General features: G+C 67.6%; 15 protein-coding genes. All 15 read right to left on the bottom strand.

Features of this window, described 5'->3' with window-relative positions; all coding sequences use genetic code 11:
• Positions 1–34 precede the first annotated feature (34 nt).
• Positions 35–2,218, bottom strand: coding sequence for a hypothetical protein (locus CSW59_RS06965; RefSeq protein ID WP_099443346.1), 2,184 nt, complete (start codon positions 2,216–2,218; stop codon positions 35–37).
• Entirely contained in the window at positions 2,218–2,421 is a 204-nt protein-coding gene (locus tag CSW59_RS06960) for a hypothetical protein (RefSeq protein WP_099443345.1), read from the bottom strand. Before CSW59_RS06960 ends, CSW59_RS06965 begins: the two co-directional genes overlap by 1 nt.
• An 11-nt stretch (positions 2,422–2,432) precedes the next feature.
• Positions 2,433–2,663 carry a hypothetical protein gene (locus CSW59_RS06955; RefSeq protein WP_099443344.1) on the bottom strand — a complete coding sequence of 77 codons (231 nt, stop codon included), beginning with the start codon at positions 2,661–2,663 and terminating at the stop codon, positions 2,433–2,435.
• 2 nt (positions 2,664–2,665) lie between these two features.
• Positions 2,666–5,728 carry a phage tail protein gene (locus CSW59_RS06950; protein WP_099443343.1) on the bottom strand — a complete coding sequence of 1,021 codons (3,063 nt, stop codon included), beginning with the start codon at positions 5,726–5,728 and terminating at the stop codon, positions 2,666–2,668.
• Positions 5,728–6,138: a hypothetical protein gene (locus CSW59_RS06945; RefSeq protein ID WP_236632172.1), complete on the bottom strand. Its 411-nt coding sequence runs from the start codon at positions 6,136–6,138 to the stop codon at positions 5,728–5,730. The genes CSW59_RS06950 and CSW59_RS06945 overlap by 1 nt, the downstream gene beginning before the upstream one ends.
• Positions 6,135–6,755: a hypothetical protein gene (locus CSW59_RS06940; RefSeq protein ID WP_099443341.1), complete on the bottom strand. Its 621-nt coding sequence runs from the start codon at positions 6,753–6,755 to the stop codon at positions 6,135–6,137. Before CSW59_RS06940 ends, CSW59_RS06945 begins: the two co-directional genes overlap by 4 nt.
• Positions 6,752–7,435, bottom strand: a complete 684-nt coding sequence (locus CSW59_RS06935) for a hypothetical protein (protein ID WP_099443340.1) — start codon at positions 7,433–7,435, stop codon at positions 6,752–6,754. The genes CSW59_RS06940 and CSW59_RS06935 overlap by 4 nt, the downstream gene beginning before the upstream one ends.
• A 6-nt stretch (positions 7,436–7,441) precedes the next feature.
• Complete coding sequence (locus CSW59_RS06930; protein ID WP_099443339.1) at positions 7,442–9,883, bottom strand: phage tail length tape measure family protein; 2,442 nt, start codon at positions 9,881–9,883, stop codon at positions 7,442–7,444.
• Complete coding sequence (locus CSW59_RS20920; protein WP_201722733.1) at positions 9,870–10,028, bottom strand: hypothetical protein; 159 nt, start codon at positions 10,026–10,028, stop codon at positions 9,870–9,872. Before CSW59_RS20920 ends, CSW59_RS06930 begins: the two co-directional genes overlap by 14 nt.
• Before the next feature lie 134 nt (positions 10,029–10,162).
• Complete coding sequence (locus CSW59_RS06920) at positions 10,163–10,570, bottom strand: hypothetical protein (protein ID WP_099443338.1); 408 nt, start codon at positions 10,568–10,570, stop codon at positions 10,163–10,165.
• Positions 10,571–10,637: 67 nt separating this feature from the next.
• Positions 10,638–11,927 (bottom strand): phage tail tube protein, encoded by a 1,290-nt coding sequence (locus CSW59_RS06915; RefSeq protein WP_236632171.1) that lies wholly within the window; start codon positions 11,925–11,927, stop codon positions 10,638–10,640.
• A 31-nt stretch (positions 11,928–11,958) separates the two neighbouring features.
• Complete coding sequence (locus tag CSW59_RS06910; protein WP_201722732.1) at positions 11,959–12,384, bottom strand: hypothetical protein; 426 nt, start codon at positions 12,382–12,384, stop codon at positions 11,959–11,961.
• 1 nt (position 12,385) lies between these two features.
• Complete coding sequence (locus CSW59_RS06905; RefSeq protein WP_099443337.1) at positions 12,386–13,063, bottom strand: DUF6441 family protein; 678 nt, start codon at positions 13,061–13,063, stop codon at positions 12,386–12,388.
• Positions 13,063–13,371, bottom strand: coding sequence for a hypothetical protein (locus CSW59_RS06900; RefSeq protein WP_099443336.1), 309 nt, complete (start codon positions 13,369–13,371; stop codon positions 13,063–13,065). Before CSW59_RS06900 ends, CSW59_RS06905 begins: the two co-directional genes overlap by 1 nt.
• An 82-nt stretch (positions 13,372–13,453) precedes the next feature.
• A complete protein-coding gene (locus CSW59_RS06895) occupies positions 13,454–14,542 on the bottom strand; it encodes a major capsid protein (protein ID WP_099443335.1) in 1,089 nt (362 codons plus the stop codon).
• Between the last annotated feature and the right edge of the window lie 47 nt (positions 14,543–14,589).

Below are 14,589 nucleotides of genomic sequence, written 5' to 3'. Positions count from 1 at the left end.
AACGACGGCGGGTCCAGACATGGAGCGCGACCTTCTAGTTGGTGGTGTTGATGGTGAAGCGGAAGCGGGCGCGCATGACCTCGTTGACGGCGGTCACGTACCCAGAGCCCGTGATGTCGAAGTAGAGCTTGTTGTAGGCGGGCGAGACGGAGTTCGAGATCCGGGACTGCCTGTTGGGCTTATCCCACCCGTCGAGCATCTCCATTTGGACGCCGTAGCCGGTCGAGCCCCAAGCCTTGATGATCGCCGCCTTGGTTTGCGTACCTGGATGGCTCGACGTGGAGATGTCCTCCAGAGCCCAGGTCGGAGACTTCATGCCAGTCGTCGTGATCTGGGCGCCCGTCTCAGACACACGCCAGACCGGCATCATGGCCAGATAGGTGATCGCCAGCGTCATCGACATTTGCCACTGCAGCTCGGTCGATACGTCGACGCCGGCGGGCTCGAAGATCCATCGGCAATAGCTGTTGGCGGCGACGGGGCCCTTCGGCGTGTACTTGTCCGGGTTGCCGACCTTGTAGAGCTTCGAGGCCTGGAAGAACTCAAGCTTGTCGCAGGTGAAAGCCAGGGTCTGATTGATGTCGTGGAGAATGTCGTCGACGACCATGGCGGTCGCGAACTTCTCCTCGTTGCCGTGCGCGTTCCCGCCCATGAAATCGAGCGCGCCCTGTTCCTGAATGGCCCGCTCGCGCTCGCCGGGGTTCGTGATCTGCTGGACGCGCGTGAACTCGAAGGCGCCGACGCGCACCACGTCCCAGTCGCCGTTCAATCGCCAGACATCGGAGTTCTTGCTCGGATCAGGATCGTTCTCGAACTGATGCTCGATGAAGTGGTTGGAAGCCGGGTTGGAGCCCTTGCGGAATACGCGGAGCTTCGTGGGCGTCTGGATGACAACCAGGCCGCCCTCGGACGCCTGGGCGCCGAAGGGCTCGTAGTACTCGCCCGTGTCCAGGTAGACGCCCCGCTGGACGTAGAGATCAAAGCTCAGCTCAAGAGGCTGCAGCAGCCGCCCGCCGAAGGTGACGGGCGGGCAGTCGATAGTGGTCGAGTTAAGCGCGACCACCCGCTGGGCGGCGGGATCCAGAGGCGCGACGGGCGCCAACGGGTCATAGGCCTCGCCCGTGTCCAGATAGGTGCCGCGCACCACACAAAGGTCGAAGGACAGCTCCGTCGGCTGAACCTCCCGCCCGCCGACGGTGACGGGCGGGCAATTCACCAGGCCGGTCGTCTTTGTCAGCAGCACCGACGTGTTACCGACCACGTCGTTGACCACGACCGGGTTCAGCGGGTCATAGGTCAGACCCGTGTCGAGGTACTTGCCGCGCACGACGTAGAGGTCGAAGGACAGCTCGGTCGGTTGAACCTCTCGCCCCGCGATCATGATCGTCGGGCAGTTCACGAGCGCCGAAGTCGCGGACTTCAGGGCGGGAATGGAGCCCGCCGCGTCCACTTCCGTCAGCGGGTCGATCGGACGGTAGGGCTTTGCAGTGGCGACGTAATAGCCCTCGATGACATACAGGTCGAAGCTCATCGCCGTCGGCTGGACCTCTTGCCCGCCGACGAAAACCGACGGCACATTGGCCATGCCGATGACCACGCCGCGCAACGTCTCTAGATTGGTCTGCGCGACCAGCGCGGAGTCACGCGCGGTTTCGGCGCCTGATTTCGCCACCTCGGCGCCAACCTTCAGGCCCGTCAGCGTGGTCGAGATCGGCCCGAAGAAGTCGTAAGCCGCGGCGGCCGATCCGACGAGCGAGCCGTCTTCCGCGATATAGCCCGTAGCGGGCTTCGCGCCTTCACCGCCGACCCAATCGAGGATGCGGACGACTGCACGCGTCGCGCCGTCGGGCTCAATCTTCGACTTCGCGGTCCACCCAGGATTGCCCTTGGCGGTGCTGTCCAGGATCTTGGCCAACGAGGGAAACATGGTCTCAACGCCGGCCGCGTTGATCATCGGATAGAGACCGTCGCCGTTCGGGCCGCCGTCCGCCGGACCGGTCCACCAGTCCAGCCGCTGCATGACGTCGGTGTTCCAGGCAGCAGCCGTCGCGGTGACGCGCGACGCCAGCGCGGCCGGGACCGCGCCCTCGCCGCCCAGCCATTCGGTCAGGTCGCCCGCGAAGGCCTCGGCGAAGACGGTCGCGTCTTCCAGCGCGACGCCCTGATCCACCAGGCGCGTCGCCAAGCGCTCGGCGAGGGTCTGCGTCGTGATGGACATCAGGCGTCACCCTTGGGCGCGGCGCGCCCGGCGTCGATCACGCGCAGCTCGGCGCTGATCTGGTTGAGGCGGCCGGCGATCTGCGAGCGGGACTCGCGCAGCGCGTCTTCCTGCTCGCGGGTCTGGAAGTAGGTTTCCAGCAAGCGCAGCTTTTCGAGCGCCAGGCCCTGTTCGGCGCTGGCGTCGGCGGTCTTCGTCGACATGTCGGGTTCTCTTAGGCTTGCGGTTCAGGCGGGCCGGCGGCCGGGTGTTCGGCGTCCCATGCGTCGAACTCGGCGAGGGTTGGCGCAGCGCGATAGGTCTCGATCGCGGCCCAGGGCGTGCCGTACATCGAGCGCCACGGCAGACCCTCGGCGTCCCGGTTGCGAACGAACGCCTGCCAAGGCCCAGAGAAAAACGCCACCGGCGTGTCGTCTCGATAGAAGACGGCTTTGACGCGAGCCATGGTCAGGTCTCCGTCTTGTGTTCAGTGATGCGCATCAGGTGGTTGAACGACCCGCCCGAGCCCGAGCCCGGCTCCAGCTTGGCTTGGAACTGAATCGTGCGCCAACCGGCTGACGGCGTAGCGTCTGTGTTCCAGTTCTTCCGGTCGAAATAGCCGCCGGCGAGAGGCGTGGACCAATCGTCTTGCACGAAGCCGTCGATGAGGACGCGGACACTGAAATAGCTGTCGGTGCTGTCGCTTTTCAGTGTGGACTGGGTGCGGATATCTAGTCGGCCACCCTCACTATAGTAGTCGATCGTTCGCAGGGTGCTCCACACACCGACCGAAAGCCCGATGTAGTCGCCCGACGCGGACGCGACCGAGTCAGTGATCTCGCCACCGACGATATTGTCGGCAACGATGCTGTGAGCGCGGACGCGATCGGCCTCGAAGTTCGTCGCCTTGACCACGCCACCGACGATCGCCAGCGGATAGACGATGTCGCCACCGCCGTTCGAAAAGCCGATTTGCGATGACACAAAGATGAGCGACGAGATCGTTCCGTTGTTGGCGAGGTAGAGCCCGCTGGCGTGGCCATTGACGTTGAAGGCGAGGCTGTACTTGCCGCCCAAGTTCGAGGCGAGCGTCGCGGTCTGCGCGAATGCCGCCTGGAAGTTGCCCCCATAGGCCACTTCAAGGCTGGTGATCCAACTCGCGGCGGCGCTGTTCGAGTTGACCCAGGTCCGGATCTGGGTGTTGAACGCCGCGATGTCCGTGCCGATTTGCGTCCGCACCGCCTCGACGTGCTCGGCTAGGCTCTCGGTCGGCGACCACATCAGGGTGTCCTGATTGATCACCATCGAATTGCCGTCAGGCGCCAGCACGGCCATCAGGTTCATGCGCGACCAGAAGGTCTTGTCGCCTTCGTCCCACTCCTGATCTTCGTCGATCAGGATGCGCTTGACCTTGACCCCGTTGTGATAGGTCTCGCTGATCAGCTGGCCGCGCTCCTCGAGCGCGTTCAGCGCCAGCTCCAGAAGCGCTTGGGAATGCGAGGACGCGGCTTGGGTCGAGGCGCGCAGCTCGTCGACAACTTGTTGCGGCGTCAGGCCGCCGATGGTCCGGACCGAGAAGGACTCGCTGGCCAGCAGCTTGCCCGAGACTAGCTCAATCCATGCCGAGGGCACGATCGCGCGGCCCGGCCCACCCAGGGGCACCAGTCGGACCTCGATCAGCGCATTGATCGGGACGCCGTTCGTGACGTTCATCTCGCCGTCGTTCACGGCCGTGGTCGTCGTTTGAGCGATCGCGGTTTCGCCCGCGCGCCGGATCTCGGCGCGGATCGACGTCACGGCCGGATCAACGGGGGTCGTCCAGCCGACGTTTACGGCCGGCAGCAGCTCCTGGTCCTGGCCTTCCATCTGGAAGGCGTAGGCGGTCACGCCCGACAAGGTCAGGGCGCCGGGCGGGATTTGCGGCTCTTGGGGCTCTATCGTGAGCGGCAGGCCGCCAAAGCCGAACACGTCGAAGCTGGTCTCTTCCAGCGCCAGGGTGTTCTGCCAGCTCTCTGGGAGGGAGTAGGCCGTCACGCGGAAGACGACAGGCTGGCCACCGGTGTGTCGCTGGGACGTCCACTGGATCCAGTCGCCCTCCTCGAGATGGGCGAACCGCGGGCCTAGCGTGATGCTGGCGGTTCGCTCGAGGCGATGCTGGCGCCGGCGCATCTCGGCCAGGCGTAGCGCCTGGGTCCGGGAGTTGACCAGGGGAAGCGAGAGCGTCTCTTCCAGAGGGCCGCCGTCGGCCTCGATGTCGGCCTGGTCGCGGGCGACGCCGGCGACGGTCTCGTTGTACTTCTGGCTCGGTTCGATGTAGCGCGCGACGACGGTGTTGACGCGGTCCGAGGCCGACCGGAACCGGGTGAAGCGCAGCGGCTGGCCCAGCACCAGGTCGTCGTCGGTGATCTCGGCGACCGGCGTCTTGGCCTGGCCAGGATCGACCGCGACGCCGCCCTCGGGCTGGATGATGTAGCCGCCCATCGCGTCGGCGAACATCTGCTCGACGTTGTCGAAGCTCTCGTTGGCGCGGATGACGCCGCCGACGCGGTAGCGCGGCTCGACGTTGCCATCGCCGATATCGACGGGCTCATCGCAAAGGTTCGCCGGGGCGAACACCCACTCGGGCGGGGCCTCGTACTCCGACAGGCCCCGCCCGACGCGCAGCTTCGTGGGATCGCCCACCTGGTTGAAGGCATAGGCGCCGCGCTGGAACGCGTAGCGGCAGATTTCGGCGTTGGCGGTCCATTCCCAGCTCGCCGGATCGTTCCAGCGATGCAGGCCCGCGCCGCCAGGGACGGTCGTGTCCTTGCGCGGGTCGTAGCAGCGCGCGCCCTTGACGACCCACAGGAAGGTCGGCCGGCCCGACGTCCACACCGGGTTCTTGGCGTCGGCGGGGTCGATCTTGTAGGCGACCGCCACCTTGGCGACGCCGCGCAGCGAGCCCGGCGCGGTCGCGGGGCCCAGGCCGGAGATCTCGCCGGGGAAATCGGCGTCGTCGGCCTCTCCGGGACGCCACCAGACCTTCAGCTGGCCGCTGTAGCCAGGCACGTCGCCGTCGGCGCCGAACTCCACGAAGGTGTCGCCGACGTAGAAGCCCACCAGGTCGTGACAGGGATGGTCCGCCAGGGCGATGACGAACAGGTTCCAGTCGGTGCCGTGCTCGCCGCCGTAGTAGTAGCCATCGACCAGCGACCCGCCGGTCGCGGCCTGGCCGACGATCATCTCGCGCGGCACTTCGCCGATCGAGAGGGTCGTGACCTGGGCTTGGCGCTCCTGAGAGGCCGTCGCCCCCTTCGGCTTGCTGAGTTTCGACAGCGCCCAGCTGCCGGCGGTCGAATAGATGATGCTGCCGAAGGTCGTCAGGAAGGTGCTGACCGCAGCTGCCGCGGCGGCGCTTCCCGTTACGAAGCCAACGAAGCTGACAACCGCAGCCGATACCGGGTCTGCGTGCGCGACCGCCGGCGCAAACACCAACGCGGTGCTGGCCAAGAGGCCGGCCAGCCAGCGACGCACGGTCGAACGTTTCGCCATCAGGCGGCGCTCCAGGCCTTGACCATGGATGCGCGAGGCAAGCGAACCAGGCCGGCCTCACCCGGACCCACCAACGTGGACCCTTCCACGATCGCCAGCTGCAGGCGGCCCTGTGGATCCATCCAGCCGGCCACGTCGCCTCGGGCGGCCATGGCCGGCGCGATGGGCGCGAGGACCGACGAGACCGCCGCCTCCATCCCGCCCAGCCGGCGCAGCACCAGGGCCGCCCCGCGCGCCGTCGTCCAGCGCGCCGCGATCGCGCCCAGCGGATCGCGCCCCGTCTGCGCCTTGACCGCGCCGGCGGCGAAGGTGACGCAGTCGTTTTCGCCCCATGCGAACGGCGCTCGCATACGCGCGGCGATGTACGCCACGAGGGCGTTGTAGTCGCGGACCATCGGAAGCGACCTCACTCGTACTTGTTCGAAAGCAGGGAAACGCCGCCCGAGGCGGCCGCCACGGTGCTGGGCAGCTTGCCGCCCCAGTACATGATCTTCTCGCCGGCATAGCTGACGGCCGAGAAGCCCGCGTCGGCCGGATCGTCGAGGCGCTGGTCGGCGTCGCTGCGCGTGCGGCCGCGGCTGCGGCCCAGGCCCTTGGCCGCGCCCTCGACGCTGGCGCTGATCTTGGAGGTTCCGCCCGGGACGTCGTCGATGATGATCTGGTCCAGGCGGCCGCGCGTGAACACCGGCGTCGCCAGGAGGTTTCGGCCGCTGGCGTCGAAGATCCAGCGCCAGACGATCACCGGGACGTTCTTCAGCGCCTCGGCGTCCAGCATGGCCAGGACCTCCGGCTCGACGCCTGACAGCTCGAGCGTCACGGCCTGGGCGGCGCCGCCCAGCTGGCCGCCCGAGGCGCGCACCAGGCCGCGATCGCCGATCGGCTGGAAGATCTGGCCGGCGACGGTGATCGGATGATAGCCGCCCCAGATCCGCGTGGGATTGGGCGCGCCGGCGATCAGGGCCGCGCCCACGCTCATGGCGCGGCCGGCCGCGATCTCGGCGTCGGCCTCGGGACCGAACACCTTCACGGGAGGATGTCCTGCAGAGCGGCGACCGCGCCACTGATCGACTGGGTGCGGTCCATGTCACCCAGCTGCGTCTCGCTGGGGATCAGACGCATCAGGCAACCGGGTTCGTCCAGATGCGCGATGGCGTTCGAGGGCACGGCCTCGGGCACGCCCGGCTCGATCGCGACCTGCAACACGCCCGCGCCATTCGCCATGGCGCCCTCGATGGTTCGGACCATGGCGCGCCGTGCCTCGCCGCCGGTCGTCCAGCGGAAGCCGACATAGTCCGCGATGCTCAGCACGAAACCGGCCGGAAGGCCGGTCAGCTGCACAAGGTTGGGACCATTGATCGAAACGCTGGCCGCCCAGGACGTCGCCGCGCCGTCGAAGGCGCCGCCACCGGCGCGGCTGAGGCCGGCGAACTCGCCGACCTGATAGGCCAGCGGATAGGGCCGGCTGTAGTCGCGACCGATCAGCAGGCGCTTGGGCCCCTGCAGGCTGTCGACGAAAGCGCGCCATTCGTCCGAGCTGGCCCGGCCGCCGGCGCCGAGCGTCCATTTGGCGTACCACAGCGGAAAGCCGTTCGAGATCGCGCCCAGCCGGCCGCCGGCTTCAGGCGACAGGAAGTCGGCGCGCTTGATCTCGAACGCCTGCCGCGCCGGCGACGCCGCCGGCATGGCGCGGGGAAAGGTGATCGCCATGGCGGTCTAGACCTTGATCATCCGGCGGTTCAGCGCGTCCTGCACCGTCACCACGATCTGTTCGGGCAGGTCGCGCTGCTGACGCTGCATCAGGGCCTCGAGGCGGGAGACCTCGTTCGGACCGGCGCCGCGCGCGTCGATCGTCGGCGCGTGGGTGAAATTGACCTGCACCGTGGAGTTGCTCTGCGCGGTGACGGCCTGGCCCGCGCGATCCAGCAGCTGGCGCGTGTCCGTCGCGCTGATGACCCGAGCGCCGGCGCGAAGGTTCATCAGCTCGGGGCCCTCTTCGCCAACGATCGACCAGCCACCAGGCGCATTGTCCGTGCCCTTCGCGTGCTTGGGGAATAGGCTGAAGGCGGCCGACAACAGGCCAGCCTTTCCGGACCCATCCTTCTTACCAAACAGCCCAGTCGTCGCGATGTCGGCGAATGCGCTCGCCGCCGCGTATTTTAAGCGCTGGGTGAAAACGTCCAAGAAATTACTGTTCATGCTGCCGGCCATCAGGCCGTCATGGAAGGCGTCTCGCGTCGAGGTGGTCAGACTTTCGAAGAGCGCGGTCTTCGCCGTAAACGGCTCGATGTTAGCCCCCTTGAGGGCCTCCGCCATCCGCTCTTCTGCAGTCTTGAAGTTATCCTTGACCAGCTCGGCGTCGGAGTTCTGCCGCAAAATGGCGGCGTACTGCGCTTTCAGCTCATCCCCGACCTGACGCTCGGCCTCGATGCGGGCTTCGGCGGTGGAAAGGCCGTCCCGTTCGCGCTGGACGATCTCTTCCTTAAGGCGAAGCTGGATTTCCGCCCATGCGATCGCCGACTCGTCTTCCGACGCCTTGGCGATCGTAACCTGGCCGCGAAGGCGCCGCAGATCCAGGTCGTCGGCCTTGCGCTTGGCCTCGGCGGCTTCGCGCGCTTCCTTGGCGGCGTCGCGCGTGGCTGTCCGGTTTGCCCGGGCCAGAGCGGCTGCGGCCTCGGCGGCGCTCTTGTAGCCCTTCTCCAGCGCGCTGATCTCGGCGTTGAGGTCGCTCAGCGCCTTCCTGCTTGCGTCGTCGTTGACGCCCAGCCTGGTTAGCTTGTCGCGGTCGGCGCGAAGCTGGCGAAGCTTGCCGACGTTAGGATTGTAACGATCGATGAGCGTTTGCCGGTCCTGATCCCGCTCGCTCAGGGCCGCCTGCCGCAGACGGTCTTGCTCGGCCACGTACTTCTTGTATTCCGCATCGATCAGGGCCTGGGCTTCGGCACGACGGCGCGCCCAATCCGCCGCCGCGGATCCGGGAATATTGCGCGCCCAGGCGGGTTCATTGCGCAGCGCCTCATCGGCGTCTCTGATGGTTTGGCGCGCGGTGGCGACGCGAGCTTCGCTGTTGCCGCCCGTCACCATGCGATCGACGGCCTTGCCGACAGCGTCCCAGACGCCCAGCCACTTCAGCTTGAGGTCGTCGGCGACGCGCCCCCAGCCGGTCGTCGCGTCCGCTGCGTCGATCAACGCGCCCTTGAGCTTGTCGACAAGGATGGCCTGGGCTTCGGCCTCGCGACCCGCCCGGGCCAGGTTCTCGATGTGCTCGAGCTCGCTCTGGCGCAGGAAGTGCAGCTTGTCATTGAGGTCGGCCGCGCCCTTGGCGGGATCAGCGAACGCCCGGCCGAGGTCCTTGGTAGCGCCAGCGGCGTCTTGCCGGGTTGTGGCAGCATAGTCGCGGGTGATCGCGACCAGATCCTGCAGCACGCCCTGGCCGATCTTGCCGGTCGCCACGTACTCGGCCGCGTACTCGCGTGCGGACGCGGCCGAGATCCTGCCGGCTTCGGCGGCGGCGTCCGCCTGGCGCAGAACCGCATCGCCCGTCATGCCCGCTGAGGCGCCCAGGCCGCGCGTAGCGACTTCGACGCCGAGAACGCTCTTCTCGTACTGATCCTGCGCCACGCCGGCCGCAATTACGGCCGCGGCGGTCACCGTGAAGGCGCCGCCCAGGCCAACCATGACCGGCGTCAGGCGAATTCCCGACGTCACCAGCGCGTCCAGGATCTGCGGCCCCTGCTGGATCGCGATCATGCCCGGGTTCATGCCCATGGCGGCCGTCGTGAACACGTCGGCGCCCTGCCGGGCCAGGTTCAGCCGGCCGGCGCGCTCGGCCCTGGTCAGTGACCCGCCCATGAACGCCTCGGCCGACGTGGCCGCCGACTTGCCCGAGGATCCGCCGACGCCGAGGATGGCGTTGTACTTGGCTTGTTGCTCCTCGGCGGTCTGGGCCTCGCGCGCGGCCTTGGCCAGCGATTTCCAGCGCTCCATCTGGCGGTCGAGCGCCTTGCTCTGGCGATCGGCGGCGACCGCGCTCTGGTCGAAGGCGGTGACCACGTCCTGACCGGCCGCCTTGCCGGCCTGGCCGACTTCCTGCAGGTCGCGCTTGATCTCGGCCTTGCCTTCGGACTTCAGGCGGATGCCGACATTACGAACCGTCATCGGGCGGCCTCCATGCGTAGACGATCAGCGGCTCGAGGTCGCCGGCAAGCTCGGCGACCAGCGACAGATCCAGATCCAGGGCTTGGGCGGTGGCGAGCACGGCGGCCAGGTCGAGGGCGTAGGCGCCCCCAAAGCCGACCCGCATCTGGCGCTCGCAGCGGATGAAGTGCTCCCACGCCTCTTGCCCCTCGGGGGTTTCGCAGGCGTGGACCTTGTTCGGGCATTCGGGACAGACGGTTGGGCAGTGCGCGCAGACGTCGCGACCGCCCCACGGGGCGCTTAGGCGTCCGTCGTCGCCCCCGCCGGCGTACCGCCAACGGGCGAGGGCGCGGATCCGTTTTTTTCCTGTTCTCGCCTCAGGCCGGGCAGGACGTACTTCTCGTCGAGCTCGGAGAAGGCGCCCGCATCCTGGATCACCAGCTGCTCGACCATCTCCGGCGAGATCGGCAGCGGCTCGCCGGTGTCGAAGTCCTCCATGCCCGACCAGTCAATGGCCGCCCAGGCCACCGCGCCGGCGCTGAACGCGACCGTCGCGTCGGCGCGCGACAGGCCGGCCTGCAAGGCGACGTTGAAGGCCGCCTGACCCGCCGCCAGGGCGGCGCTGCGCCAGGGCCGCAGGGTGATGCTGGCCCCCTCGGGAAGGTCGATGGTGATGGGGGCCTCGGCCCCGGGTTTGCGGATTTTCATGCGGCGCTCATGCGAACGGGGTGCGAGCGGCGCTCGCACCCCGGGGGCGGAAGGGAGGGCGGAAGGGTTAGGCGTAGCTGGCGACATCGTTGACAAGGACGACGTCCAGGGCTTGGCCACTGGCGTCCTGGTGGCCGATGGTATCGAAGGTCGCCTGGATGAAGCCCGGCGCGGTAATCGGGGCTTTCGGACGCGGAAGGACGACAGCGCGGTGCTTGAAGGTCAGGCGCTTGTTCGCGCCCAAGCTCCAGCCGTAGCTCATCGCCACCGACTCGCCGGACGTCGACAGGTCCATGACGGCCTGGTCGCCGAAACGCGTGACGAGCTGCGGGTTGATCACCATGGCGCCGGGATCCGCGCCGCCGATCCGGCCGTCGCGACGAATACCTTCATCCACATCGAGACCGTTATTGATCGACACCTGGGCCGAGACGACGCTGCCCATGGGGACGCCCCAGAGCTCGACCGAACCGGAGAACTGCGAGAAGCGATCAACCTCGAGCACTTCTGGGTCGGCGTCGATCGAGGCGCCGGTCTTGGGTTTCTCGCCTTGGGCGATGTAGCCCAGCGTCGCGTTCAGCAGGCCCGAACGCGACATCGCGATCGTCATGGTGTCGATCAGAACGCCGTAGTTGACGCGGTAGTCCGCCACGTCGGTGGCGCCCACTTCGATCGAGGCCGACGGCAGGGTTTGCGCGCCGGCCTTGAACACGTGGTTGTAGGGGCCGGCGCTCGAACCGCCCGACAGGGTCGCGCCTGACGGCGTGGCGGCCGAGGCGGCCAGGGCGAAGGCGTTACCGTCCGTGCCGACCGCGCCGTGCGTCACGGTGATGGCCGTGAAGGCGTCGTTCACGCCATAGTCGGCGGCCGCCACCGCGCCGACGGTGCTCTTGTTCAGCGCCCAGACCGCGTTGCGCAGGGTCTCGGCCAAGGTCGCGCCGATCAGGATCTGGTTGGCGCCCGGGTTGGCCGACTTGAAGGTGAAGGCTTGGCCACCCACGGTGATGGTGTCGTTGGTCGACGGATTGGCGGCGAAGGTGATCTTCCCGCTCGCTGCGACGCCCTGGGTCGTCGTCGGCGGGCCCAGGAGCAGCGTCAGCCAAAGGCCGAACAGGCGCGCGTCGACCGGCGCGGTGATCGAGCCGCGATTGTCGATCGGGCCGTCGGCCGGCTTCTGGGGAAGGCGCCCACGGCCGAGCAGGTCGCTGGCGATGCGCTGCTGATCTTCGCCGAGGTCCTCGGAGACCAGCGAGATCAGGTGATAGGCGCCGGCCTCGGGCGGAACGCCGTAGGCGGACTCGAGGGCGAACAGGAAACGGGCGTTAGCCCCGCGCGCGCGGGGGATCTGCAAGCTCATGGGGATCTCCAACAGGTAGTGACCGCGAGGGTCAGGCGAGCGGGGAACGGGTGGTGTAGGTCGCGATCACGACCAGGTCGGCGCGCCGGCCGACGGCCGCGCCCGGCGCGTCGAGGGGTTCTGGCGATGGCGCCTCGGCGTCCAGCCAGCTGCAGAGGCCGCCCAAGGTGCGATCGGCCTCGATCACCAGGCCGATCTCTCGCAACAGCGTTTCGAGGAGGCCGGCTGGATCGTCACCGCCGGCGGCGATCTCGACGGGGATCCGATGTTCATAGGTGTAGGACAGCGGAGACAGGAGAACCTCAGGCTCGCCAGGGTCGCCGTCGAACAGCGTGACGTCGCCGCCAGGCGAGATCCGCTGGGCTTTCGGCTCATTGCGAGCGACCTCGGCGTTTGGCAACGCCGCCTTGAACCTTGTCTCGAGCTCGACCAGGACCTCTTCAGCGCGCCGGGCCATTCTATCTCCAGTACTTGGTCAGAAGGGCCGGCATGCGGGCCTCGGCCCGGGCGGCGGCGCCGGCGATATCGAGCCGCTTTTTCAGCTTGGCCTGGGGGACGAGGATGAAGACCACGATGGTCTGGCCGCCGTCACGATAGAGGCGGCTATGTCGGCCGCGGGCCTTGAGCTGGGCCGCGCGGCCGCGGCTGTCGTATCGGGCCGCGTCGACCACCAGCAGCGCTACGCGGCTGGACTTGAAGACAAAGCGCAGCTTCATGCCGGTGCGACGTTCGAAGCCGCCAGGCGTGACGCGCTCCAGCTTGGCGCGCGACCCGTAGGCTCGCCCCTCCGAACCGCGTGCGTAGCCCTTCGCGCCGGCCGCCGGCGTCGGGATGGCCAGCCAGAAGCCGTGCGCGGAGCGGATGGTCACGCCACGATCGAACGCGTCGACCAACTTGGGAACCTTGCTCCAGACCCAGCCAGCGGGATCGAGGCTGTTTCGCGCCTCGGGATAGATCCTCGAGCGCCAGCTCTTGGCCAGGCGCACGCTGAGGTGATCGGCGGTGTCGGCACGAAGGTCGCGCTTGAGCAGCTCGGTGCCTTCCACCATCGCGTCGGTGACGGAGGTGGCCATATCCCGCTCAAGATCGGTCATGACCGCGTCGAAATCGTCGACGGCCGCGCGGACGCCCCGCATCAGATTTCGACCGCCTCGCAGGACCATACGGATCCGTCGTCGCCCTTCTGAGGGTCGGCGATGATCTTGAAACTCACGCCGCCCAGCTGGACCACGTGGCCCTTTCGCGGGTCCGGCACTTCCGCCACTTGGACGTCGATGAAGGTGCCTTGCGCCAAGGCCTCGGCGAGGCCGCGCTCGAGGGTCACGTCGGGGCGTCGCACGATGACCCAGACGGGATCGGTGACGCCGGTCCAGGCGGCCAGGCCGTCTCCGACCCGCGGAAAGATCGCGGCGTTCATCGCCGCCAGGTTCTCTGACCAGGCCATGCTCGCGCTCCGTTCCGAAACGACGAAACGGCGGCGACCACAGGGGCCGCCGCCGTATGCTCACTGTCAGACCGACGGCGACTTAGCCGATCGGGTCGGTCGAGACGCCCGAGCCAGCGTCCAGCTCGACCAGCAGCTTCACGCGACGCCAGATCGGGACGCAGTTGGCCTGGCCCAGCATCTCGACGCCCTTGTTGTGCTTCATCCGCTCGGTCGTGATGTGGATCCAGTCGGTCACGTCGGCGGCCGAGCCATCCAGGACCGAGAGGTCCTCGGGCGGCGCGATGTAGGTGACGTGCGAGTCCTGCGTTCCGCCCGGGTAGGCATGGCCCTTGCCCGTGGCGATGATCTGCTGGTTCGTGCCGCCCCACATCGGGATGATGGCCGAGTACTCCTGGAACACGATGTTGCCGAAGGTGAACTGACGGGGGCGGAACCCCCCGTCCGTGCCGCGGGCGACGTTGGCCAGCTGCAGGGCCTGCTCGGCCTGCAGCCAAAACTTCTCGACCTTCGGGTGCTGGATGAACTTGTTGAAGAACTGGCGCGACACCTTCGCCATGACGACCGTCATGGTTTCGTCGCTGAGGTCCTGGGTGATCAGCTGCCAGACCCGATCGCAGGCGCCTTGGATGTCGGCGCTGGCGTTGTCCAGGTCGAAGTAGACGATCTTCTTCGTCACGTCGAAGGCGGTGAAGAGGTTGATCACCTCGTTGCCCTTGCCGTCGACGACCACGCCCTTGATGGCCGAGGTCCGCATCAGCTCGAGCGTCAGGTTGAACTTGCGCTTGAACGTCAGCAGGCGACGGTTGACCAGGTCGGCGAGGGTCGCGGGGTTGCGCGACCGCCCGGCCAGCGACTGCCAGCCGCGGATGTCGTTGGCGCGGACGTTGTCCAGGTGCTCGATCTGCGGAACCTTGAAGATCCGCGCCTCGGCGGAGCCGTGCTTGGCCAGGGTGGCCGGGCCGCCGTCGGTCACCGGCAGAGCGCTGACCACGCCGTTGTCGATGTCGATTTCGAAGAACTGGGTCGCCAGAGGTTCGGCGGGGAAGTAGCCGTCGGCTTCCAACTGGCCGAACGGTGCCGGCAGGAGGTTGATCGAGTTGGTCAGCTCGATGTCGGTGAACGGCATGGAGATCGGGCCCGTATCGGGCGTGATCACAGCGGTGGGCATTGTCTCGGATCCTTGGATGATTGAAAGGGCGGGCGAGGAAGGCGGGG

Source organism: Caulobacter sp. BP25, from assembly GCF_002737755.1.
In the GTDB taxonomy this organism is placed as follows: domain Bacteria; phylum Pseudomonadota; class Alphaproteobacteria; order Caulobacterales; family Caulobacteraceae; genus Caulobacter.
The sequence above is the reverse complement of the archived record's forward strand: the minus strand, read 5'-3'. Positions and strand labels throughout refer to the sequence as shown.